This window comes from Xanthomonas sp. NCPPB 1638 (assembly GCF_041475635.2).
GTDB classification, from domain to species: domain Bacteria; phylum Pseudomonadota; class Gammaproteobacteria; order Xanthomonadales; family Xanthomonadaceae; genus Xanthomonas; species Xanthomonas cucurbitae.
Map to the genome: position 1 here is coordinate 4,013,164 of NZ_CM192984.1, position 20,420 is coordinate 4,033,583.

The 20,420-nt window shown below is 62.5% G+C and carries 10 protein-coding genes and 4 pseudogenes; 6 read left to right on the plus strand and 8 right to left on the minus strand.

Annotated features, from left to right (window positions below; genetic code table 11):
• Nucleotides 1-161 precede the first annotated feature (161 nt).
• From tnpA to ACCQ13_RS17400, 4 genes are all read left to right on the plus strand, one after another.
• Nucleotides 162-461 carry an IS66 family insertion sequence element accessory protein TnpA gene (gene tnpA / locus ACCQ13_RS17385; RefSeq protein ID WP_274391989.1) on the plus strand — a complete coding sequence of 100 codons (300 nt, stop codon included), beginning with the start codon at nucleotides 162-164 and terminating at the stop codon, nucleotides 459-461.
• Entirely contained in the window at nucleotides 455-796 is a 342-nt protein-coding gene (gene tnpB, locus ACCQ13_RS17390) for an IS66 family insertion sequence element accessory protein TnpB (RefSeq protein ID WP_159406699.1), read from the plus strand. The genes tnpA and tnpB overlap by 7 nt, the downstream gene beginning before the upstream one ends.
• A 20-nt stretch (nucleotides 797-816) precedes the next feature.
• The gene (gene tnpC, locus ACCQ13_RS17395; RefSeq protein WP_506185078.1) at nucleotides 817-2,397 is read left to right on the plus strand and encodes an IS66 family transposase; all 1,581 of its coding nucleotides are present in this window, start codon (nucleotides 817-819) and stop codon (nucleotides 2,395-2,397) included.
• 228 nt (nucleotides 2,398-2,625) lie between these two features.
• Complete coding sequence (locus ACCQ13_RS17400) at nucleotides 2,626-3,588, plus strand: IS1595 family transposase (protein WP_159407642.1); 963 nt, start codon at nucleotides 2,626-2,628, stop codon at nucleotides 3,586-3,588.
• 138 nt (nucleotides 3,589-3,726) lie between these two features.
• Here the strand turns inward: ACCQ13_RS17400 and ACCQ13_RS17405 are convergent, their stop codons facing one another.
• From ACCQ13_RS17405 to ACCQ13_RS17415, 3 genes are all read right to left on the minus strand, one after another.
• On the minus strand, nucleotides 3,727-4,845 hold the full coding sequence (locus tag ACCQ13_RS17405) for an ISL3 family transposase (protein WP_159407643.1): 1,119 nt from the start codon (nucleotides 4,843-4,845) through the stop codon (nucleotides 3,727-3,729).
• A gap of 223 nt (nucleotides 4,846-5,068) precedes the next feature.
• Complete coding sequence (locus ACCQ13_RS17410) at nucleotides 5,069-5,260, minus strand: hypothetical protein (RefSeq protein WP_104605773.1); 192 nt, start codon at nucleotides 5,258-5,260, stop codon at nucleotides 5,069-5,071.
• A gap of 1 nt (nucleotide 5,261) precedes the next feature.
• Entirely contained in the window at nucleotides 5,262-5,468 is a 207-nt protein-coding gene (locus ACCQ13_RS17415) for a hypothetical protein (RefSeq protein WP_104605775.1), read from the minus strand.
• 875 nt (nucleotides 5,469-6,343) lie between these two features.
• Here ACCQ13_RS17415 and xopN point away from each other — a divergent pair.
• Nucleotides 6,344-8,448 (plus strand): annotated as a pseudogene (gene xopN / locus ACCQ13_RS17420) (type III secretion system effector XopN).
• Between the two features lie 324 nt (nucleotides 8,449-8,772).
• Here xopN and ACCQ13_RS17425 read toward each other — a convergent pair.
• Both ACCQ13_RS17425 and xopAD read right to left on the minus strand, forming a co-directional pair.
• Nucleotides 8,773-9,891, minus strand: a complete 1,119-nt coding sequence (locus tag ACCQ13_RS17425; RefSeq protein WP_506185079.1) for an ISL3 family transposase — start codon at nucleotides 9,889-9,891, stop codon at nucleotides 8,773-8,775.
• A 475-nt stretch (nucleotides 9,892-10,366) separates the two neighbouring features.
• Nucleotides 10,367-18,640: a XopAD/skwp family type III secretion system effector gene (gene xopAD, locus ACCQ13_RS17430; protein ID WP_274391990.1), complete on the minus strand. Its 8,274-nt coding sequence runs from the start codon at nucleotides 18,638-18,640 to the stop codon at nucleotides 10,367-10,369.
• Nucleotides 18,641-18,880: 240 nt separating this feature from the next.
• Between xopAD and ACCQ13_RS17435 the strand changes: the two are divergent.
• A pseudogene (locus ACCQ13_RS17435) lies at nucleotides 18,881-18,955 on the plus strand (hypothetical protein); the annotation flags it as partial.
• 59 nt (nucleotides 18,956-19,014) lie between these two features.
• Here the strand turns inward: ACCQ13_RS17435 and ACCQ13_RS17440 are convergent.
• The 3 genes and pseudogenes from ACCQ13_RS17440 to ACCQ13_RS17450 form a co-directional block, all read right to left on the minus strand.
• Nucleotides 19,015-19,158 (minus strand): annotated as a pseudogene (locus ACCQ13_RS17440) (transposase); the annotation flags it as partial.
• A 115-nt stretch (nucleotides 19,159-19,273) separates the two neighbouring features.
• A complete protein-coding gene (locus ACCQ13_RS17445; protein ID WP_159407646.1) occupies nucleotides 19,274-20,254 on the minus strand; it encodes an IS5 family transposase in 981 nt (326 codons plus the stop codon).
• A gap of 64 nt (nucleotides 20,255-20,318) precedes the next feature.
• Nucleotides 20,319-20,390: pseudogene (locus ACCQ13_RS17450) on the minus strand (transposase); the annotation flags it as partial.
• Between the last annotated feature and the right edge of the window lie 30 nt (nucleotides 20,391-20,420).

The following is a 20,420-nucleotide window of genomic DNA, read 5'->3' on the forward strand; positions in this document are numbered from 1 at the left end:
ACTGAATCCGAGAAATCGGCTGTAATGCGCCGAGTGGGATCGGCGAACGTCTACTTCAACGGCTTGGGGTCCTTGTTGTACTGTAAGCGTCCGCCAACCTCACCTATACAAGCAGCCAGCAGCCCGTTGGGATATCGCGTTCTTCCCAACGGATCTCCCCGATGTCTTCAAAGCACGATGATTGGTCCCACCGCATTGCTGCCTGGTCCGCCAGCGGCGCCACGCCATCGGCGTGGTGCAGCGAGCACAGTGTCTCGTTGAGCAGCTTCACCTACTGGCGCGGCAAACTTGCAGCGTCCGCAGCGCCTGCAGCACTTCCAGCCACACTACCGCTGCACATCACCCCCGCCGTTCCCACGACCAGCGTGGAGATCCGTCTCGCCGGTGGCATCAGCCTCAGCGTGGCGGCCGGTGATCCGGGCTGGCTTGCGCGTCTGCTGCGCGAGCTTGGTGCATGCTGAGCGTGTCGGCGTGGCATCTTGTCACCGCCCCGGTGGATCTGCGCTGTGGCATGGACCGGCTCTTGCTGCAGATGCAGTCACTGCTGGATCGCCCCGTGGCCGAGGGCGAGGCCTACGTCGTCGTCAATCGCGCGCGTAGCCGCCTCAAGGTGCTGTGCGTTGATCGTCATGGTGTCTGGCTGTGCGCGCGCCGGCTGCATCAGGGACACTTCATCTGGCCGCGTGTGGGCGATACCGCGTGGACCTTGAGCGCTGAGCAATGGGCCTGGTTGTGCGTGGGCGTGGACTGGCAGCGGTTGTCCATTGCACCAATGGCAGGTGTGCGTCAGCTGTAACCCGTGGCATCGTGGCGGACATGGACCTGTCCGCCCTCGATACGATTGATGATCCGCATGCGCTGCGCCAGGCTGCACGCGCCTTGCTGGCGACCGCGCAGACCACCATTGAACGCCAACAGGCGTTGATCGATACGCGCGAACGCACCATCACCCTGCGCGATGCGCAGATCGCCGCGCTCACCGCCGAGATCGCCCGCCTGCGCCGGCTGCAATTCTCGGCCAAGACCGAGCGCATGGACCCGGACCAGCGCCAGCTGTTCGAAGACACCATGGCCGCCGATATCGCCGCAGTGGAAGCGCAGTTGGCCGCGCTCCAGGCCGAGGGCGAGACCGCAGCGGTGACCCAGAAGCGTCGGCGTGCAGCAAACGCCGGGCGCAAGCCGTTACCCGAGCATCTTGAGCGTGTAGAAACTCGGCACGAGCCGGCCAGCTGCAACTGCCCGCAGTGCAACAGCGCGCTGGTGGCCATCGGCGAGCATGTCAGCGAGCGTCTGGCCTGCAAGCCGCTGGAGTTCTACGTCAAGCGCGATGTGTACCCGCAGTATTGCTGCCGTCGCTGTGAGCTGATCGTCGCCGAGCCGGTGGCGGCGGCGATCATCGAGCGCGGCCAGGCCGATGCCAGCCTGCTGGCCCAGGTCGCTGTCGCAAAGTATGTCGATCACTTGCCGCTGTATCGGCAGGAAGCCATTTATGCACGCAGCGGCGTTGCCTTGTCGCGTAGCACGATGGCCGAGTGGATCGGCGCCATCGGCGTGGCGCTGCAACCGTTGGCCGACCGCCTGGCGGTGCGGATGCAGCAGCAATCGGTGCTGCATGCCGATGAAACCCCGGTGCAGCTGCTGGATCCAACAGCAGGCTCCTCCAAGCGTGCGTATCTGTTTGCGTATGCCACCGCCCACCACCCGGGCGCCGATCCACCGATGGTGGTATTCCAGTTCCAGACCAGCCGCAGCGGCCAGCACGCACGCGATTTCCTTGGGAAGTGGCGCGGCGCACTGATGGTGGACGACTACAGCGGCTATAAAGCCAGCTTTGCGCAGGGTGTCACGGAGCTGGGGTGTTGGGCCCACGCCCGGCGCAAGTGGCATGAGCAGCATGCGGCCAGCGGCAGCGCGATTGCGGCTGAAGCGATCGCGCGCATCGGCGTGCTTTACACCATCGAAGCGGCAGCCAGCGCGCTGAAGCCCGATGAGCGTCTGGCTTACCGACAAGAACACGCCGTGCCGGTGCTATCGCGGCTGAACTGCTGGTTGTTGGAGTTGCAGCAGACGGTGATGGGCAACAGCGGCACCGCGCGTGCACTGGCCTATACGCTCAAGCGATGGGACGCGCTGACGCGTTATGTCCAGGACGGACGTTACCCGATCGACAACAACCTGATCGAAAACGCGATTCGTCCGGTGGCGCTGGGACGCAAGAATTGGCTGTTTGCCGGCTCAGCGCAGGCGGGCAGGCGCGCGGCGGCGATCATGAGCCTACTGGCCACCGCCAAGGCCAACGGTATCGAACCGCATGCCTGGCTGCATGACACCCTGGCGCGGCTGCCGACGACCTTGGATCGGGACATCGATCAATTGCTGCCGTTGCGCACGGAGTGAGGTTTCGGGGTAGGTGAGGTTGGCGGACGCTTACGTTGTACTGGCGGATGTAGCACATGAGCTTCTTGTCCAGGTCTTTGATAGAGGTGAAGACACCGCGCGTGATGACGTCTCGCTGGATTCGGGAGAACCAGTTTCCTGATTAGCCCCATTCCTCAGCCGGTAGTTGCAGGATTTGCGACGGGTCGGCTGGACAATGGCCCCACTTGAAGGCAACGGAGGTGGGGCATGGGTATCAACATCGTGCAGTTTCAGCCTGGATTGTCGATGACAGAGTTCGTGGATCGTTACGGAACCGAAGCCAAGTGTTATCGGGCCTTGTATCGGTGGCGCTGGCCGAATGGATTTCGCTGCCCGCAATGCGAAGGCCGCGCGCGCTCGCGCTTTCGACGCGATGGGCAGGTGGACTACCAGTGCCGTGCGTGCCGGCATCAGACCACCTTGCGTGCTGGCACGCTGTTTCAGTCCAGCAAGCTGCCCTTGCGCTTGTGGATGCAGGCGATCTACCTGCTGACATCCAGCAAGACCAACCTGGCGGCGCTGGAGTTGAAGCGGCATCTTGGAGTGAACTACAAGGCGGCCTGGCGCATGAAGCACAAGATCATGCAGGCGATGGTCGAGCGCGAAGAACCGCGAAAACTCAGCGGATTTGTGCAAATCGATGACGCGTACCTTGGCGGCGAACGCACCGGAGGCAAGCGCGGACGAGGCTCGGAGAACAAACAGCCGTTCGTGATCGCAGTGCAAGTGGACCAGAACAATGAACATCCTACCTTTGCGGTGATCGAGCCGGTGAAGGCTTTTGACAACGCCTCGCTGAAGGACTGGATCGAACGGCGTCTGGAGCCGGAATGCGAAGTTTACAGCGACGGATTGGCTTGCTTTCGCCGTCTGGAGGAGGCTGGGCATGCCCACACCACCCTCGATACCGGCGGTGGTCGTGCCGCAACCGAAGTCCAGGGAGCACGTTGGTTGAATGTGGTGCTGGCCAACGTCAAACGTGCCATCAGCGGCACCTACCATGCGGTGCGCCAAGCCAAGTATGCGCGGCGCTACCTGGCCGAAGCAGCTTATCGATTCAACCGCAGATTTCGTCTGGAACAGATGCTGCCGCGACTGGCGACGGCGCTGATGCGCTGCAAGCCTTGCCCAGAGCGAGTTTTGCGCATGGCAAGCAACTTTCTTGGCTGAGGGATGGGGCTAATCAGGTAGAGAAATTTCCGAATCTAAGATGTAGAGCGGTTTCTGCGCAGTTTATGCAGAATGGGCGAATCGCGATGTTCGAGTTGGCAATGCAGGACGATGATATTAAAGTGGGGTCTTCGCGGATCACTGTGGGTGCAATCGAGCATTTTCGGGTAGCGCGGGCAGGAAGCTGGCGATGATCTTGAGCCTCAGGAACTCCTCGTCGCGATAGCCGTAGGCGCTGCGCTGGATGACCCGGATCTTGTTGTTGAGCCCTTCCACCAGGCCGAGGCTGACCTTGTTCTCCGGCCTGCAGTACGCCGCGATGCCGTCCCAGTGCCGCTCGATCATCCCCACGAACGTCTGGTAGGGCGCAAGCCGCTGCCAGCGCAGACTCTGCTTCCAGCGCTCGAAGAACTCCCATGCACCTCGCTCGGTGCGGTAGCTCCACAGCTGCCCGAAGGACTCTTTCAGCAGGTACGCCGTGTTCAGACGTTTGTTGGCCGCCAGCAGCTTGGCGAGCGCCTTTCGACCGTCCAGGGTAAGGTTTTCGCGGTTGCTCAGCAGGGTGTAACGCTGGCCCTTGATGTAACTGCGATCCTGGCCTTGAAGGCGCTTGTACTCGTCGCGCCGCACCTGGTCGAGCGCGTCGGACAGGTGGCGCATGATGTGGAACTTGTCGAACACGATGCTGGCGTTGGGCGCATTCTTGCCCACCGAGTTGCGAAACGGCCGCCACATGTCCATCACCGCCACGTCGATGCCGGCGCTACGTTTTGGGCCCAATTCGGCGAAGAACTGGTCGATGTCCGCCTCGGTGCGCCCACTGCCGCCGAACCAGATCGGTCGGCCGCGCTCCAGATCGCTGACCACAACGCGGTAGTCATGGCCCTTGTGGATCGCGATCTCGTCGATGCCGATGGCGCGCGGCGCCGGCGTCCCCGCCCGGCGCACCTGCTCGGCCATGTACAGCTTGGACAGCTCCTTGACCGTGCTGTCGTGCAGGCGCTCCAGCTCAGCCACGGCCTTGTGCGTCATGCTCCGGCACAGATTGCCCACATGCAGGGCGAATCGCTCGGTGTAGCGCGGATTCTTGGCCAGCCAGTCCAGCCGCTCTACGTGCACGCCGCCGCACCCCGGGCAATCGACCCGCCAGCGCTCGAACTCCACGAACAGCATCCAGCCGGCCGCCCGCAAGTCGCGGGCGCGGCACAGGCGCTTGTCGTAGCGGCTGCGACACCGATGGCCACAGTTGGAACACACGGCCGTTTTTTTCGGCGCCGCAAGGTCACGATCCGCGCCTTCGGGGCGCCGAACACGCCCTTGAGCGTGGACTCCGCCGCAAAGCCGGGGAAGGAAAACAACTCACTCAGCCGACGGCCCGTTTTCATGCAGAACACCGCGTCAAGAAGTCAGCACAGGATGTACCACCTTCTGGGACGGTGGAAAGGGCCTGTTTCCAAGGCTCAACGCAGATTCAGGGGCCTCAAGGCACCCACACGAATCCGCGATGAGCCTTTTTTGAAAGCACCAGCAACGCGGCGGTTTCTGCCAATGCCGTATTGTTGCGAAGCAACTCCCGCTCAAGCATCGCGGGTGCGACGCCGATCCTGCCGGTCCTGCCGCGTGTCGGTCCCACGCTCACCCGGCCCGGCAAGGCTCTGCTGCGCAAGATCATGCTACTGCGCCAACCCATGTGGATACACGCCTTGACTGCAGCACCGCGCATTGCGCGTGGCTTGGTCCAGCAACGCTGTCGTCAGCACCGCGTCGAACCGCGACGCTGCCGTCCACACCCGTCCCCGCGCCGGGTCACCCAGCGACTGGCTCAGCCACCGCTCCAGCGTCGCCTCGCTGATGCCACTCGCGCGCGACACTTCCCACATCGCCGCGCTCTCCGGCGGCAGCAAGCACGCCACCCTTTTGTTCTTGAACTGCTGTCCGTATCTGGCCACATCCACCTCGCGTTATCGCCCCATGTCTGATTCCTATCCGGGCGACAACTAGGCTGACGTAGGGGGCGGCTTCCCATTATCCGGGAGATGAATTCGTCGCAGTCGGCGAGTACGGATTTGCGATGTGAAAAACGAAATGGGATGGCACTGCCATCCCATTTCAATCCCGCCGATCGACTACTGACTACTGACTACTCGGTCAAGCCACGGATTTCCAGCAGGGACTTCGCTGGGGTCCCTGCCGCAGAAATCGCAATACAGCGCGGCCAGGTCGACCGATTCTTGAGCTGTTGTTCCAACATCAGCATCCCAGCCACGAGGGGATTCCGGTATGGCAACACCGATTCGCTGACCGGTCAGGATGCTGCCAGCGGAGTCATTTAGCCTACGCGCGATGCGATTCGCCATTGAATATCTCTTCTCACAAACGCCTGCATCGCGTTATTTATCTTGATATTTTTTCGGAACCATGGTCAACGCGCTGCTCATCGACACTGGGCCCGGTTCCGGGATTGCGTAGCGATCGCATTCTTCGGCACTAGATATCGATCGATGCCGCCACTCCAAAGAGAACCAAGGAATATCTGATGAAGAGCGCAATTTCATCCAATCCACTCAACCCCAGTGCATCAGCCGCAAGTCTGCATCTCCACGAGACTGAACTCACGTCCCCGAAAGCCTCGCCCAGCCGTCCGGATCAACGGCCCGAGGGCGCATTGACCAAGCTATCGCCGCGTCCGAGTAAGGGCAGCAAGCAAGCTGCTCGCCCCCCTGGTGCGACTGGCCCGCAAGTTGCACAGTCTGTTCTGTCCTCGCCGCCTGGCACGGCGGTAGAAGCCAGTGGATCCGCCAATTCACTCAAGCCCGGTGCGCCGACCTCAAGCCCGTCCTTCCACGAGATCGAAGAGACGTCCCCACCTGGCTCGCCCGAGGGCGCACTGCTCATGCCGTCGCCCCGCCAGAGCAAGCGCAGCAAGCAGACCGCCACTGACACGGGACAGATAGCTCAGGCTGCTAGCCCCGTGGGTGCGTCAGATCTGCGGGTTTCGCAGCCTGCAACTTCCTCGTCCAGCTGCACAGCATCGCTGGTTCGACTCAAGGAAACATTGATTTCCGATAACCTGCGCCAAGTCAGGGCGGAACTGGCCGCCGAACTCATCAACAAGATCAGGCCGATGGAATCACCGGCCGCTAACGGAACCCGTGAACGCGCAGCAACCCATGCAGATCTGCTGAATCGTATTCACGAAGCAGATGCAATGGCATGGTATGAGGCGCAAGGATTAAGCGAACGCGAAGTATTCAGGATGAGGCGCACTGCATTGCTGTCCGGTATGCCCAATCCCACCGGCAGTTTCCTCAACAATGCGATGCAGTACATCGTCTCGCCCTGGATCAACAACGCAACCGGTCGGCCTTGGGCAGGCACTGGATTCGGAATAGGAACGATGTTCATCGCCGCACCGATGAACGCCGCACAGCAGTCGGCGGTGGTCAGCCTGTGCGAGTCCATCCGCGAGCATGGCGGTCACGTCATCGTGCCGGACAAGAATGAGATCAACGACAAGCACTGGCTTCCGGATCTGGCGAAAGCGCTGGAAAGCCACCTCAAAGAATTCGGTGCATGCTGCGACAGGTTCCGCGAAGCCAAGGACCCCGCCACAGCCCAACAATTGCTTGAGTCAGAAAGGCGCCTGCATCAAGCCCAGCACGACTTTGTGATGACCCAGGGTGCGCACGAACGGCAATGGATGGGCAATCGCTGGCAGGCCGTCCCTCGCATCCTGCGTTCGCCATTGGCGAGCACGCTGGGCCTGCTCATCAAAACCGGTGCAATGCGGGCATTGTCGCCAACCGCGCAGACCGTCGGTGCCCTGCTGATGACAGCGGCGCAGCATGTGGCTGCCGGCTTCGACGAACAGGCCAAGCAGGATTACAACAACAAGCTCAACCTGCTGTACGCGGATGTAGTGACAGAAACAGGCAAGTCGAAACTTGCACGTGGTGAGCCGATTGCGGCAGAGGAGATCGACCAGAGCAAACTCAAGAAACTGATTCAATCGCCCACTCAGGCTTTGGTGAAACGTGTCATCAACGGATTGGCGTCGATGGAAGAAGTGCTCAAGGAGGAAATTGCCGCGTCGCCCTCGCCGCAGGGATTGGCAAACGCGGACGACCTTGATCTGGAGGCGGGCCACGGTGGCGGCCTGACGAAGAAATTGAACTTGCTGAGCCAGGACCTGCAAGCCATGCGTGAAGGCAGGTTGGACGAACTCGACCCCAACGGGGTCGCTGCGGCATTGCTGCTAGGCGCCGAGAAGTCGGTGATGTCGCCTCAACTGATCCGCGATATCCTCAGTAAGTACACATCTCGCGAGTTCTCCGCACAGACTGCCCAACGCTTTGGCCAAATGTTCCATCTCGGCGTACTGGGCAGCGCAGCGTCGTCGGTGATCGGCAAGGTCACCTCTGCGGCACAAGGCGGAACGCAAAATGTTTCGACCGCGCAGACACTGGGAATCGCAACATTGTCGGGAGCCATGGCTGCGGTCGGCGCGCTGAATCAGCACACCGCCATCACCGTCAAGAACAATCGCCGCGAGGGCGACATCGACATCGGCTTGAAGCAGCAAGTCCTGCGCGGCGTGATGGGTGGTGTCAACGAAGCGCTATCGCAGCGTCGGGCGACCAAGGCGAGTCAAGCGATCAACACATGTTTGCAGGGCAGCGATGTGGAAGAATTATTGTGTCACGCCAAGGCGCTCATCCAATAGTTCGGGCAACCTCATGCGCAGCGCAGGGAGCGCTGCCGCAGACCATGAAAAACCTGCGACCGGCTGCGGTATTCCGCGCCGGCATCGCAGGCAGTGATCGTGCACATCGGGACGATCAGACGCCGCCGCTGGCGTAATGCGGCGGCAACCCGGGAGATGCTGTATGAAAGGGGATGCCCACCAGGCATCCCCTTCCGCTCGTTGCCGGTATCGGGGGTATGCGTGCCGATATCTCACCGGGTCAGCCCACGATTGTCCAACAGCGCCTTCACGCCGGGATCCTCGCTTCGGTGTCTCCATCTGGGGGTTCAGGGGAGCGGACGACTATCGTGACATGGAGGCCCGCCGATCGCGCGTTTTCGCTAAGGCGCTCCAGTCACCCGTCTCGTCGCTATCCAGTGAAGCTTGCCACCATCGCGGGGGCGCTCAAGCATGCATGCAGAAAAAAGGGTCTTCGCGGATCACTGTGGGTGCAATCGAGCATTTTCGGGTAACGCGGGCAGGAAGCTGGCGATGATCTTGAGCCTCAGGAACTCCTCGTCGCGATAGCCGTAGGCGCTGCGCTGGATGACCCGGATCTTGTTGTTGAGCCCTTCCACCAGGCCGAGGCTGACCTTGTTCTCCGGCCTGCAGTACGCCGCGATGCCGTCCCAGTGCCGCTCGATCATCCCCACGAACGTCTGGTAGGGCGCAAGCCGCTGCCAGCGCAGACTCTGCTTCCAGCGCTCGAAGAACTCCCGTGCACCTCGCTCGGTGCGGTAGCTCCACAGCTGCCCGAAGGACTCTTTCAGCAGGTACGCCGTGTTCAGACGTTTGTTGGCCGCCAGCAGCTTGGCGAGCACCTTTCGACCGTCCAGGGTAAGGTTTTCGCGGTTGCTCAGCAGGGTGTAACGCTGGCCCTTGATGTAACTGCGATCCTGGCCTTGAAGGCGCTTGTACTCGTCGCGCCGCACCTGATCGAGCGCGTCGGACAGGTGGCGCATGATGTGGAATTTGTCGAACACGATGCTGGCGTTGGGCGCGTTCTTGCCCACCGAGTTGCGAAACGGCCGCCACATGTCCATCACCGTGACGTCGATGCCGGCGCTACGTTTTGGGCCCAATTCGGCGAAGAACTGGTCGATGTCCGCCTCGGTGCGCCCACTGCCGCCGAACCAGATCGGTCGGCCGCGCTCCAGATCGCTGACCACAACGCGGTAGTCATGGCCCTTGTGGATCGCGATCTCGTCGATGCCGATGGCGCGCGGCGCCGGCGTCCCCGCCCGGCGCACCTGCTCGGCCATGTACAGCTTGGACAGCTCCTTGACCGTGCTGTCGTGCAGGCGCTCCAGCTCAGCCACGGCCTTGTGCGTCATGCTCCGGCACAGATTGCCCACATGCAGGGCGAATCGCTCGGTGTAGCGCGGATTCTTGGCCAGCCAGTCCAGCCGCTCTACGTGCACGCCGCCGCACCCCGGGCAATCGACCCGCCAGCGCTCGAACTCCACGAACAGCATCCAGCCGGCCGCCCGCAAGTCGCGGGCGCGGCACAGGCGCTTGTCGTAGCGGCTGCGACACCGATGGCCACAGTTGGAACACACGGCCGTTTTTTTCGGCGCCGCAAGGTCACGATCCGCGCCTTCGGGGCGCCGAACACGCCCTTGAGCGTGGACTCCGCCGCGAAGCCAGGGAAGGAAAACAACTCACTCAGCCGACGGCCCGTTTTCATGCAGAACACCGCGTCAAGAAGTCAGCACAGGATGTACCACCTTCTGGGACGGTGGAAAGGGCCTGTTTCCAAGGCTCAACGCAGATTCAGGGGCCTCAAGGCACCCACACGAATCCGCGATGAGCCAGAAAAAAATCCTGTTTTCAGGCCGTTCTCGGACGCCAGGCAGTCGATCACCTTTACGGTGACCGACTCACTCGCCGCTTACTACAAGCCCTAGTCGTCCTGATGTTTCAGCAGCAGTAGGGCTCGGCGCTCATGCCTTTGCGTTGGAGACGTCGTCTGGCTCACACCTCCCTCTTCTCGAAAGTTGCAGGTCTCCGACGTCTTGAGCGATTGATTGGACCTCATGCGCGCCCCCCGATACGCTCGACGCCGACAGGCTTGCGTACGTTCGCCGTCATCTCGTGCATCGCCTTTCTGTGCCCTGCGATCTCCTGCGTCAGCTTTGCCTGCCTGACGGGGTCGGGCTGAGATTTCTCCTTCTCCCTGTCAAGTCTGGTCTGTGCCAACTGCATCCGCTTGTACAGCAGGTGCGTTTGCGCCTTGACTTTAAAGCTCTCGGCAGTGTGAAACTGCACTTCAAACGCATAGCCCTCGGCATCGGTGAAGCTGGCATTGATGCCTCTGTAGGTGCCATCTCCTGAGACAAAGTAGTTTTTCAGCGTCACGCACGTCATTCCTTGCCGTTGCAGCGCGTCATCTGCCGCCAACACCTTCGCCACGAAATCTTCGGAAGGCACTTCAAACACATAACGCAGCGCATCGCCCACGCTCTGACCGGCCTGTGCACCCGTCATGCCGCCTCGTAGATGGCGCCGAATCTTGTCCTTGATCGATGCGACCGATTTCTGGAACGGCGCCTGTCGCTCCTGCTCGATCCGGTCCTCTGCCGCGTTGTAGCGCACATTCCCCCAGAGCTGCAGGCCGAGGTTGTCGGCCAGCTTGTTGAACACCGGCGTCAACACCCCCTGCTTGCCTGCGGCGATATTGAACACGGTGTATGCAGGCGAGACGTCTGCACTTACGGGATTCTGCTTGGAGTCGAGCATCGACGCAGTACTTGCCAAAGCCGGGGCGATCTCTTCCTGCCAGTCGTCGATCTGCTCGCACTCCGGGGGCGAGGCGACGCGCTTGAATGCCTCTACCGCAGGCGCCTGCAGCTCGCGCTGCTCGGACCGCGAGGCACCGCCAAGCGCCAATGCATGTGAGCGCTTGTAGAGATCGTGAAATTGCTCCTTGAGCTCAAAGGTCTCCGGCGTGTGGAACTGGATCTCCCACAACGCACCCTCAGGGTTTCGCAACGTGACGTTGATGGCCTTAAAGATTGGCGGGTACTTGGTGAATTGATTGGTCAGCTTGATCCGCGCATGTCCCTGATTGTCCAGTGCGGCCAGCACAGCGCGCAGGCCGGCGGTAAAGTCCTGCGGTTCCAGGACCACGCTGTAACGCAACGCGTCGTTGACGCCGGCTACCGCTTCTTCCAGCGTCTGCTTTTTCACCGCGATCCGCTGCGTGAGCTTTTCCTTCAACGAGCCAAACGACTTCAGTTGATGTTGTGTTCCGGCCAGTTGACCACCATGGCGCTCGGCGATATGCCGCAGCATGTCGGTGACCTGGGGTTCCATCTGGCGCGCACGGGTCAGCAAAGCCTGCGCTTCAAACGCAATGTCCTCTGGCTGCACGGCGCGCAGCCGCGCGGCTGGCGGCTGCGGCAGGTCGATCAAGCCTGCCTGCTGCAGCGCGTGAAGCGCGTCTTCCATGACGCCGGCTGCCATCGACGGCATGCGCTGCAGAACTCCCTTGGTCTGTTCAGGATCGAATCGCCCCTCCTGCATCGCCCGGGCGGTCGCCTTGCTGTACGGCACAAAGCGCACCCGGTCGTCGAACCCACGCTCGCAGCGTTCGCACGCCTGCACGATCTTGCTGAACAGCGCCGTGCCGGTGTCAGACTTCAGCGCATCGGTGCCGACCTTGATCGCGATGGTGAAAAGATTGCGCATGGTCAGTTCCGGCTCGTCGGGGATGAACCCTGGTTGCCCATCCGGGAACTGCGCATGCGATAACTGGAGCACCGGGTAGTTGTCCAGGATGGCGTGGATGCGCGCTTCGACGCCAGAGGCGGCCTCGTAGGCCTTGGCCAGGCCCGGAAACGCCTCAGCCAGAACCTCGGGCAGAACGGGCGCCTCGCTGGTAGCGGGCGCATCCGGCGCAAGCCCAAGCAGCTGCGCGTGCAGCAACTCGGCGGCTTCTCGCGCTTCAGGCAGGTGGGCGCGTTCGATCGCTTCGCGCGCCTGGAAGCGAAGGTTCGCCAACACCTGAGGATCGAGAGCCTGCTCCTCGAGCACTTCGCGCAAACCATTGCGCAAGTCGCGCTCGATGCCATCGTAGGTGCCGAACATCATTTGGCGTGCAAGCGCTTCTCGCAGGTCGTCCGGTTGCGCCATGAAGCGCGCCGCTAGGGTGGCGGCCGCGGAGGTGACTTGCTGACCGCGCTTGAGGGACATGATCTCCGACAGCCGCCCGGGCTGGTACTGGCCGCTGGCCGGGTCGATGGCCGGCGTGGCCGTCTTCGGCGGCTTGAAGGATTGTTGCCGACCGCGCCTGCCCTCGCGATCGACCATCACACGCGAAATCAGCGCGGCCAGCTTGGGATAGCCTGCGTAAACGAAGGCGTCGTCCCCGTCGGTGTCCATGTTGCGTTTGCGCAATTCGGCAATCGGCAGTGCGCCCAGGCGCCCAGGCTCCACAATTTCCTTGAGCCGCAGGCTGCCGGTGCTGAGCATGTCGCGCGGCAGGGCACTGCGGTCACGGCCGTTCGTCCAGCACGACAGCGTCTTCAGATCCTCCTTGGAGCAGACCAGGTCCGTGTCGGCGAAATCGACCGGCCAATTCTTCTCCGGCACGACGACCAGCATGCCCTTGCTGTGCAGCATCTGGAGATCGAGGCCGGAGCGATCATCGAAGCCGGTGTAGCTGTACTGGATGCCGAATGACTGCGAGAGGAACTCAGCGGTGGCGTCGCCCTTGGCCACGGTCGCAATGCGGTCCTCCGGCACCGGCAGCAGATTCTCCTTGTCATAGGGTGGCTTGCCCAGTAGCAAGGGGCCACCTGCGACGTCGAAGGCCTGGCTGCGCTGCTGCGGCAGATGCACCTTGTCGTCGGCCGAGGGCACCGCACGGACCCTCTGGCCCTGGTACCCGCCCCCGACGGCAAGCCTGTACAACGCCAAGGGTTCACCCTGTACGGGCTGGAGCGCCTCGAGCTGACGCTGCATCGCCTCGTGTGCTTCTTCCAGCGCCGCCTCGTCGCGCGGATAGTGCTGCAGCGCCTGCGCTGGCATCAGCGAAGGCCCCCTGTGCTTGGCAACCAGATCGCGCTGCTCTTGGCTGGCCTGGTTCGCCTGTACGGCCTGCCAAGCCTCGTAATGCTTGCGGAAGGCAGGGATGGACAAGGCCACCTCCAATTTCAAAAAGCCGCAGCCATCGTTGGGACATAACGCTAGGGCAGTTCCATCCACGGTCAACGGCTTGAACGGATGCACAGGGCCGTCGACGTCATCGAACACGCCCAGGCGCAGGGTGCCCTCCACGACATGGTCGCTCGGGACCATCTCCAGCAGCGATCGCTGCATGCGCGACCAGTCCTCGCGTTGCGGAGCGAGCTTGGCGGCCAGCTGCATCAGGCTACTGCCCGGGGCGGTGTCGGCATAACGGAACGCCGGCAGCAGCGACGCCTTCTCAGGCCCGCGAGACGGCACAAGGCTGCTGCTACCAGATTTGCTGCGCGCGGCGCGACTACCGCCGAACATGTCGAAGCGCCAGGGCTCGCCGTTGTAGTTGAACGTGCGCGCAAGCATGAATGTCGAGATTTCCCCGGGCAGCTGGACCTCCACCAGCGGCAGCCCGGTCAGACGCGCAAACAGCGAGTAAGGCTTGTCTGATTCGGTCTGGTTATTCGAAATTTCCTTACCCTGCAGATCGACCACGACATGGGTCGTGCTGCCGCGGCCGGTGGCCGGCACAACCGGCTGGCCAGGAACCGAGCACATGCTCAGATGCCCACTGCCCAGGTCAAAACGGGTCGGTGGATGGGCCTGGGTAATCGTCGGCGCGTCCTTCGCCATGCGCAGGTCCAGAGCGTCGAACACTTTGTCGCCGGCCTCGATCTGCGCGATCAGGTTCCAGCTCATCTCTCCGAGGTCCGCCTCAATGGCCTTGCGGGTCCGCTCTAGCGTCAGATCCACCCATTGCGCCAGTTGGTCGCGGCGCTGGCGCAGTTCCCCCCGCGAGCCTTCAAGGTTGCGCGGTTTCCATTGCCGGCTCACCACCGCATAGGCTTTGAGCACCTGGAAGAAGGTCAGCGCAGGGCGGCGCGTTGCGTAACGCTCGGTGTCGGCCGAAGGCTGCGGGCCACCGCCGCTCAGGTACAGGTCGATCTTGCGCGCGACGATGGGCTGCAACCTGTTGAACACGTGTAATGCCTGGCCGCGATGGCGGGAGCTCAACTCCGGACTGAAGATAAACGGCAACAATCCCATGCAGAGGCTGCCGATCCCCTCAAGGCTGGTCTGGCTTAATCCGTCATCCCGGACGAGTGCCGACACCTGCTCCAGCGCTGGCTGACCCAGCGGACGCATCTGGCGTTGCAGCCGCGCCGATGCAAGGGCCTTTAAGAGTACCCCGATATCTGCGGCCGAGGCGGACGCAAAACGCTCGCGGTGCAGGTCAAGGTGCCCGGCCATGGCCTGCAGTTTGGCCACACCCAGGGCCTGGAATGGCCCATCGTCCTCTTCGTCCATGTGCAGCAGGCGGGACATCGCGTTCGCCATCATGGACATTCCACGCATACTGAACTGCTGCCAGGGCAGCTCGGCCGAGCCTGCACGCTCGCTGAGCAGTACCCCTGCCGATTGACGCGCCGGCATTCCGGAACATCTGCTCATCGCATTGAGCGCCACGGCCACGTCTTGCGCTTCCATGACGTGTCGCAGATCGTGGTCCTCAACCAGCCTCGTCGCCAAGAGGTCCATGGCCCCCTCGCAAGCCGGCATATCGGGCCATCTGCTCAGGGCGCTGAGCGTGCTGGACACGCCTTGCGGGTCCAGGTCCTTGCGCAAGGTGCTCTCGTCGGCCAGCCGCTCGGCCAGCGCGCCGACGGCGGCCCCACAGACCGGCGTGTCGGGCCATTTGCTCAGGGCGTTGAGGGCGGTGGCCACGTGTTGCGGCTCCAGGGCCTTGCACAACCCGGGATCGTCGCACAGCCGCCCGGCCAGCGCGCTGGCGGCGGCCGCACAGTCCGCCGTGTCGGGCCACTTGCTCAGGGCATTGAGCACATTGGCCACGCCCTGCGGGGTTAGGCCCTTGCGCAAGGTGCTCTCGTCGGCCAGCCGCTCGGCCAGCGCGCCGACGGCGGCCCCACTGACCGGCATCTCGGGCCATTTGCTCAAGGCATTGAGTACATTGGCCACGCCCCACTGGTCCAGGTCCTTGCGCAAAGTGCTCTCGTCGGCCAGCCGCTCGGCCAGCGCGCCGACGGCGGTCGCACCGGTCGGCATGTCGGGCCATTTGCTCAGGGCATTGAGTACATTGCCCACGCTTCGCGGGGTTAGGTCCTTGCGCAATGTGCTCTCGTCGGCCAGCCGCTCGGCCAGCGCATTGGCGGCATTCTTACAGTCTGGCGTGCCGGGCCATTTGCTCAGGGCATTGAGCACATTGGCTACGCCTCGCGGGTTTAGGTCCTTGCGCAAGGTGCTCTCGTCGGCCACCCGTCCGGCCAGCGCGCCGACGGCCGCCGCACAGGCCGGCATGTCGGGCCATTTGCTCAGAGCATTGACCACATTGACCACGCCTTGCGGCGTGAGGTCGTTGCGCAATCTGCTCTCGTCGGCCAGCCGCTCGGCCAGCGCGCCGACGGCGACCCCACAGACCGGCGTGTCGGGCCATTTGCTCAGGGCGTTGAGGGCGGTGGCGGCGTCTTGCGGCTCCAGGGCCTTGCGCAACCGGGGATCGTCGCACAGCCGCCCGGCCAGCGCGCTGGCGGCAGCCGCACAGTCCGCCGTGTCGGGCCATTTGCTCATGGCATTGAGCACATTGGCCACGCCTTGCGGGTCCAGGTCCTTGCGCAATGTGCTCTCGTCAGCCAGCCGTGCGGCCAGCGCGCCGATAGCCTCTCCACAGACCGGCGTGTCGGGCCATTTGCTCAGAGCGTTGAGCGCATTGCTCACTTCTTGCGGCGTGAGGTCCTTGCGCAATGTGCTCTCGTCGGCCAGCCGCTCGGCCAACGCGCCGACGGTGGCCGCACAGGCCGGCATATCGGGCCATTTACTCAGAGCGTTGAGCACATTGGCCACGCCTTGCGGATCCAGTTCGTTGCGCAATGTGCCCTCGTCAGCCAGCCGTGCGGCCAGCGCGCTGACAGCCTCCCCACAGACCGGCGTGTCGGGCCATTTGCTCAGGGCGTTGAGCGCGATGGCCACGCCTTGCGAACTGAGGTCGTTGCGCAATCTGCTCTCGTCGGCCAGCCGTGCGGCCAGCGCGCTGACAGCCTCCCCACAGACCGGCGTGTCTGACCATTTGCTCAGGGCGTTGAGCACATTGGCCACGCCTTGCGCGTCCAGGTCCTTGCGCAATGCGCTCTCGTCGGCCAGCCGTGCGGCCAGCGCGCCGATAGCCTCCCCACAGACCGGCATGTCGGGCCATTTGCTCAGGGCATTGAGCGCTTGGATCACGTGGATGGAGTTCTGGATCTTGCCCAACCCGGGATCGTCGGCCAGCGCGCCCACAGCGGCCGCACAGGCCGACATGTCGGGCCATTTGCTCAGAGCGTTGAGCGCATTGGCCACGCCTTGCGAACTGAGGTCGTTGCGCAATTTTCTCTCGTCGGCCAGGCGTGCAGCCAGCGCGCTGACAGCCTCCCCACAGACCGGCGTGTCGGGCCATTTGCTCAGAGCGTTGAGCGCATTGCTCAATTCTTGCGGCTTGAGGTCCTTGCGCAATGTGCTCTCGTCGGCCAGCCGCTCGGCCAGCGCGCCGACGGCGTCCGCACAGGCCGGCATATCGGGCCATTTACTCAGAGCGTTGAGCGCATTGCCCATCTCTTGCGGGCACAGGCCCTTGCGCAATGTGCTCTCGTCAGCCAGCCGTGCGGCCAGCGCGCCGATAGCCTCTCCACAGACCGGCGTGTCGGGCCATTTGCTCAGAGCGTTGAGCGCATTGCTCAATTCTTGCGGCTTGAGGTCCTTGCGCAATTTGCCCTCGTCGGCCAGCCGTGCGGCCAGCGCGCTGGCGGCGGCCGCACAGGCCGTGTTGTCGGGCCATTTGCACAGGGCGTTGAGCGTATTGGCCACGCTCTGCGCATCCATTGCATAACCCAAGCGTTTGTCGCTGGCGACAAGCGCGGCGAGCCGGTGCGCCGTGGCCTGGCAATCCGGATTATCGAACCACTTGCTGAAGGTGTTGAGTGCCAGGCCAACTTCCCACGGGATCAAAGACTGCTGGACTTGTTTGTCACGCAGCAGGTGACGTGCCAAGCGAGCCACCGCGCGTTCACACCTGCCGCTGTCAGTATTCTTTGCGAAGGCGTTCAGGAGGAGCGCCGACAAGTAGCCACTCAGCCCCACTAGATCATCGGCCTGATTGACCTGCCCGGCGATCCACGCGATTGCCTCCATGCACGCGGGCTGGTTCGGGTGCTTGCTCAGCTTGTTGCTCACATGCGCCAGCTGCGCCAGTGATGCACCTTCGAACCATCCGGTCTGGTAGAGGTAGTGCGCCGCGAGCTCGGTGCAACGATCGAGATCGCGGGGTGTCACGCCTGTCCTGGCGCGCCGTGCGCTGGCAATCAGACTAAGGTATTTGTCGAGTCGCTGCGCGTTGATCTGAGCGTTGACACCTTCTTCCAAAAAGGGCAAAGCCATTCCGTCACGCATACGGTGCGCCAGCTCGTTGTCATATGCCATGGACACGCACAGGCCGGCGTTGTGGTTCCGAGCGATTCCGTGGGGCTCACTTAAGTGTAGCCGCTGCTGCTCTCGCTGCGCCTGTAGCCGTTTTTTTGCCGCCGAGTCCAGCTGATGTTCGGCCCTGCGGAGATCGTCCTTCGTCAGCCCCACGTCATTGACTTGCCGCTTTGACTGCCGATATGGCTCTTGCTCTTCCCGCGGCCGTTTTCCTGCGATCCGGTCGGACGGTTGTTCGGACGGTCGAAGATATGTGCTGGCCTCCAAACGATCATGCGTTGATCGTTGTGGCCGCCGATGCGACGACGCGCCGCTGACGTCAGCGGGCACTCTGTCCAGGCGCTGATCGGGTGCGATGCCGTGCCGGTCGGCGGGATCATCGGGCAAGTGTGAGCGGGTGACTGATTGCCCGACGCGCCTGTCCCATGCGCTTTCGCTGGCTCCGGTTCGCTCATTCACGAGCAAGCGCTCCGTGCGTCGCATCGACGCCCCAGGTTCATCCGACTCCAGCCGCCGCCGTTTGCTAGGCGGCCGTCCAAGTGGTGGAGGGTTGCCCCTGGTGCTGGTGGTTGCGTGATTCTCCGCTGGACCGGGTTGTTCCTCATGAACGTTAGGCAAGTTTGTACGTAACGAATTTGAACTGGTGGTATAGGTTTTCATCCACCAAATTTAGTCAATCCGCTCGCGAGCGACTTCTACGATACGAAACCTTGATAACGAATGCGACGCTCGCTGCGATGTAAGCGTCCGGCAATCTCACCTTTACAAGTCACCAGCAGCCCGTTGGGATATCGCGCTCTTCTCAACGGATCTCCCCGATATCTTCAAATCACGATGATTGGTCACACCGCATAGCTGCATGGTCCGCCATCGGCGTGGTGCCGCGAGCACGGCGTCTCGTTGAGCAGCTTCACCTACTGGCGCGGCAAACTTGCAGCGTCTGCAGCACTTCCGGCCACGCTACCGCTGCACGTCACCCCCGCCGTGCCCACGCCAAGCGTGGAGATCCGCCTCGCCGGTGGCATCAGCCTCAGTTCGGTCAGCAACTTCTTCAGCCGCACGTTCTCAGCCTCCAGGTCCTTGAGCCGCTTGCCATCGGGCACACTCATTCCGCCGAACTTGCTGCGCCACAGGTAGTAGGAGGCCTCGGTGAAGCCATGCCGCCGGCACAAGTCCTTGGGATTGTCTGATCAACGCAGCCAGGAGACGGAAAAAGCCGTCCTGGGTCGCGTAAAACTCGTTCAGACCCTCGATTTTCGCCGTTTTCAGCGCATTTCCGAGGGTTTCCCCGGATTACAGACGCAACTCGGCCATAGGAGGCAATAAGTGCTTTCGCTTCTGCCACAGGTTCGACAGCGCAAACAGCGTCAACACCTGCGCGGTGTTCTTCGCCAAACCGCGATAGCGCACCTTGACGTAGCCGAACTGGCGTTTGATCACGCGGAACGGATGCTCCACCTTCGCCCGCATGGCCTTGGTGTGCTCCCAACGCTTTGCCCGCTTCAACGCGCGTTTGTTCTTGATCTGCTTCAACTTCGAGCGCTTTTCTGCGATCAGGTAGCGCAGCTTGCGCTTGCTCGCCATCTCTTCGCGCTTGTCCAGTCCGGTGTAGCCGCTGTCCCCGCTCACCGTGTCTTCCTTGCCGTGCAGCAGTTTGTGCGCCTGCGTGATGTCCGCCGCGTTGGCTGCCGTGCATTCCACGTGGTGCACCAACCCGGACTCATCATCCACGCCAATGTGCGCTTTCATCCCGAAGTAGTACTGGTTGCCCTTCTTGGTCTGGTGCATTTCCGGATCGCGTTCGCCCTGCTTGTTCTTGGTCGAACTGGGCGCAGCAATGATCGTGGCATCCACGATCGTGCCACCACGCAAGCTCTGGCCCTTGCGTGACAGATGCGCGTTCACTCGATCAAACAGCTTGCGTGCCAAGTCGTGCTGTTCCAGCAGATGCCGAAAGTTGAGAATCGTGGTCTCATCCGGCACCCCATCCAGGCCGCCGATCTTCGCAAAACGCCGCATCGACACCGTGTCGTACAACGCCTCTTCTGCCCCAGGGTCGCTCAGCGCATACCACTGCTGCAGAAAGTGAATCCGCAGCATCGTCTCCAGTCGATACGGCTGTCGACCAGGCTGGCCCGACTTGGGATAGTGCGGTTCGATCAGCGCCAGCAAGGCCTTCCACGGCACCACCTGATCCATCTCGGCCAGGAACACCTCCCGCCGTGTTCGCTTGCGCTTGCCGTTGTACTCCGCGTCGCCAAAGCTCAGTTGCATCGAAATCGTCCGCTTGGGTCGTCGGTTAATTGTCGCAGATCAGGCTGCTTTGTTCAGAGCGTCCCTTGATCGCCACGCCGCTTTCAGCCTCGCGCAGAAAGCCGATGACCTGCTCGTCAGTAAAACGTTTCTTCACTTCCAATCTCCGGGTAGGGAATTGGACTCC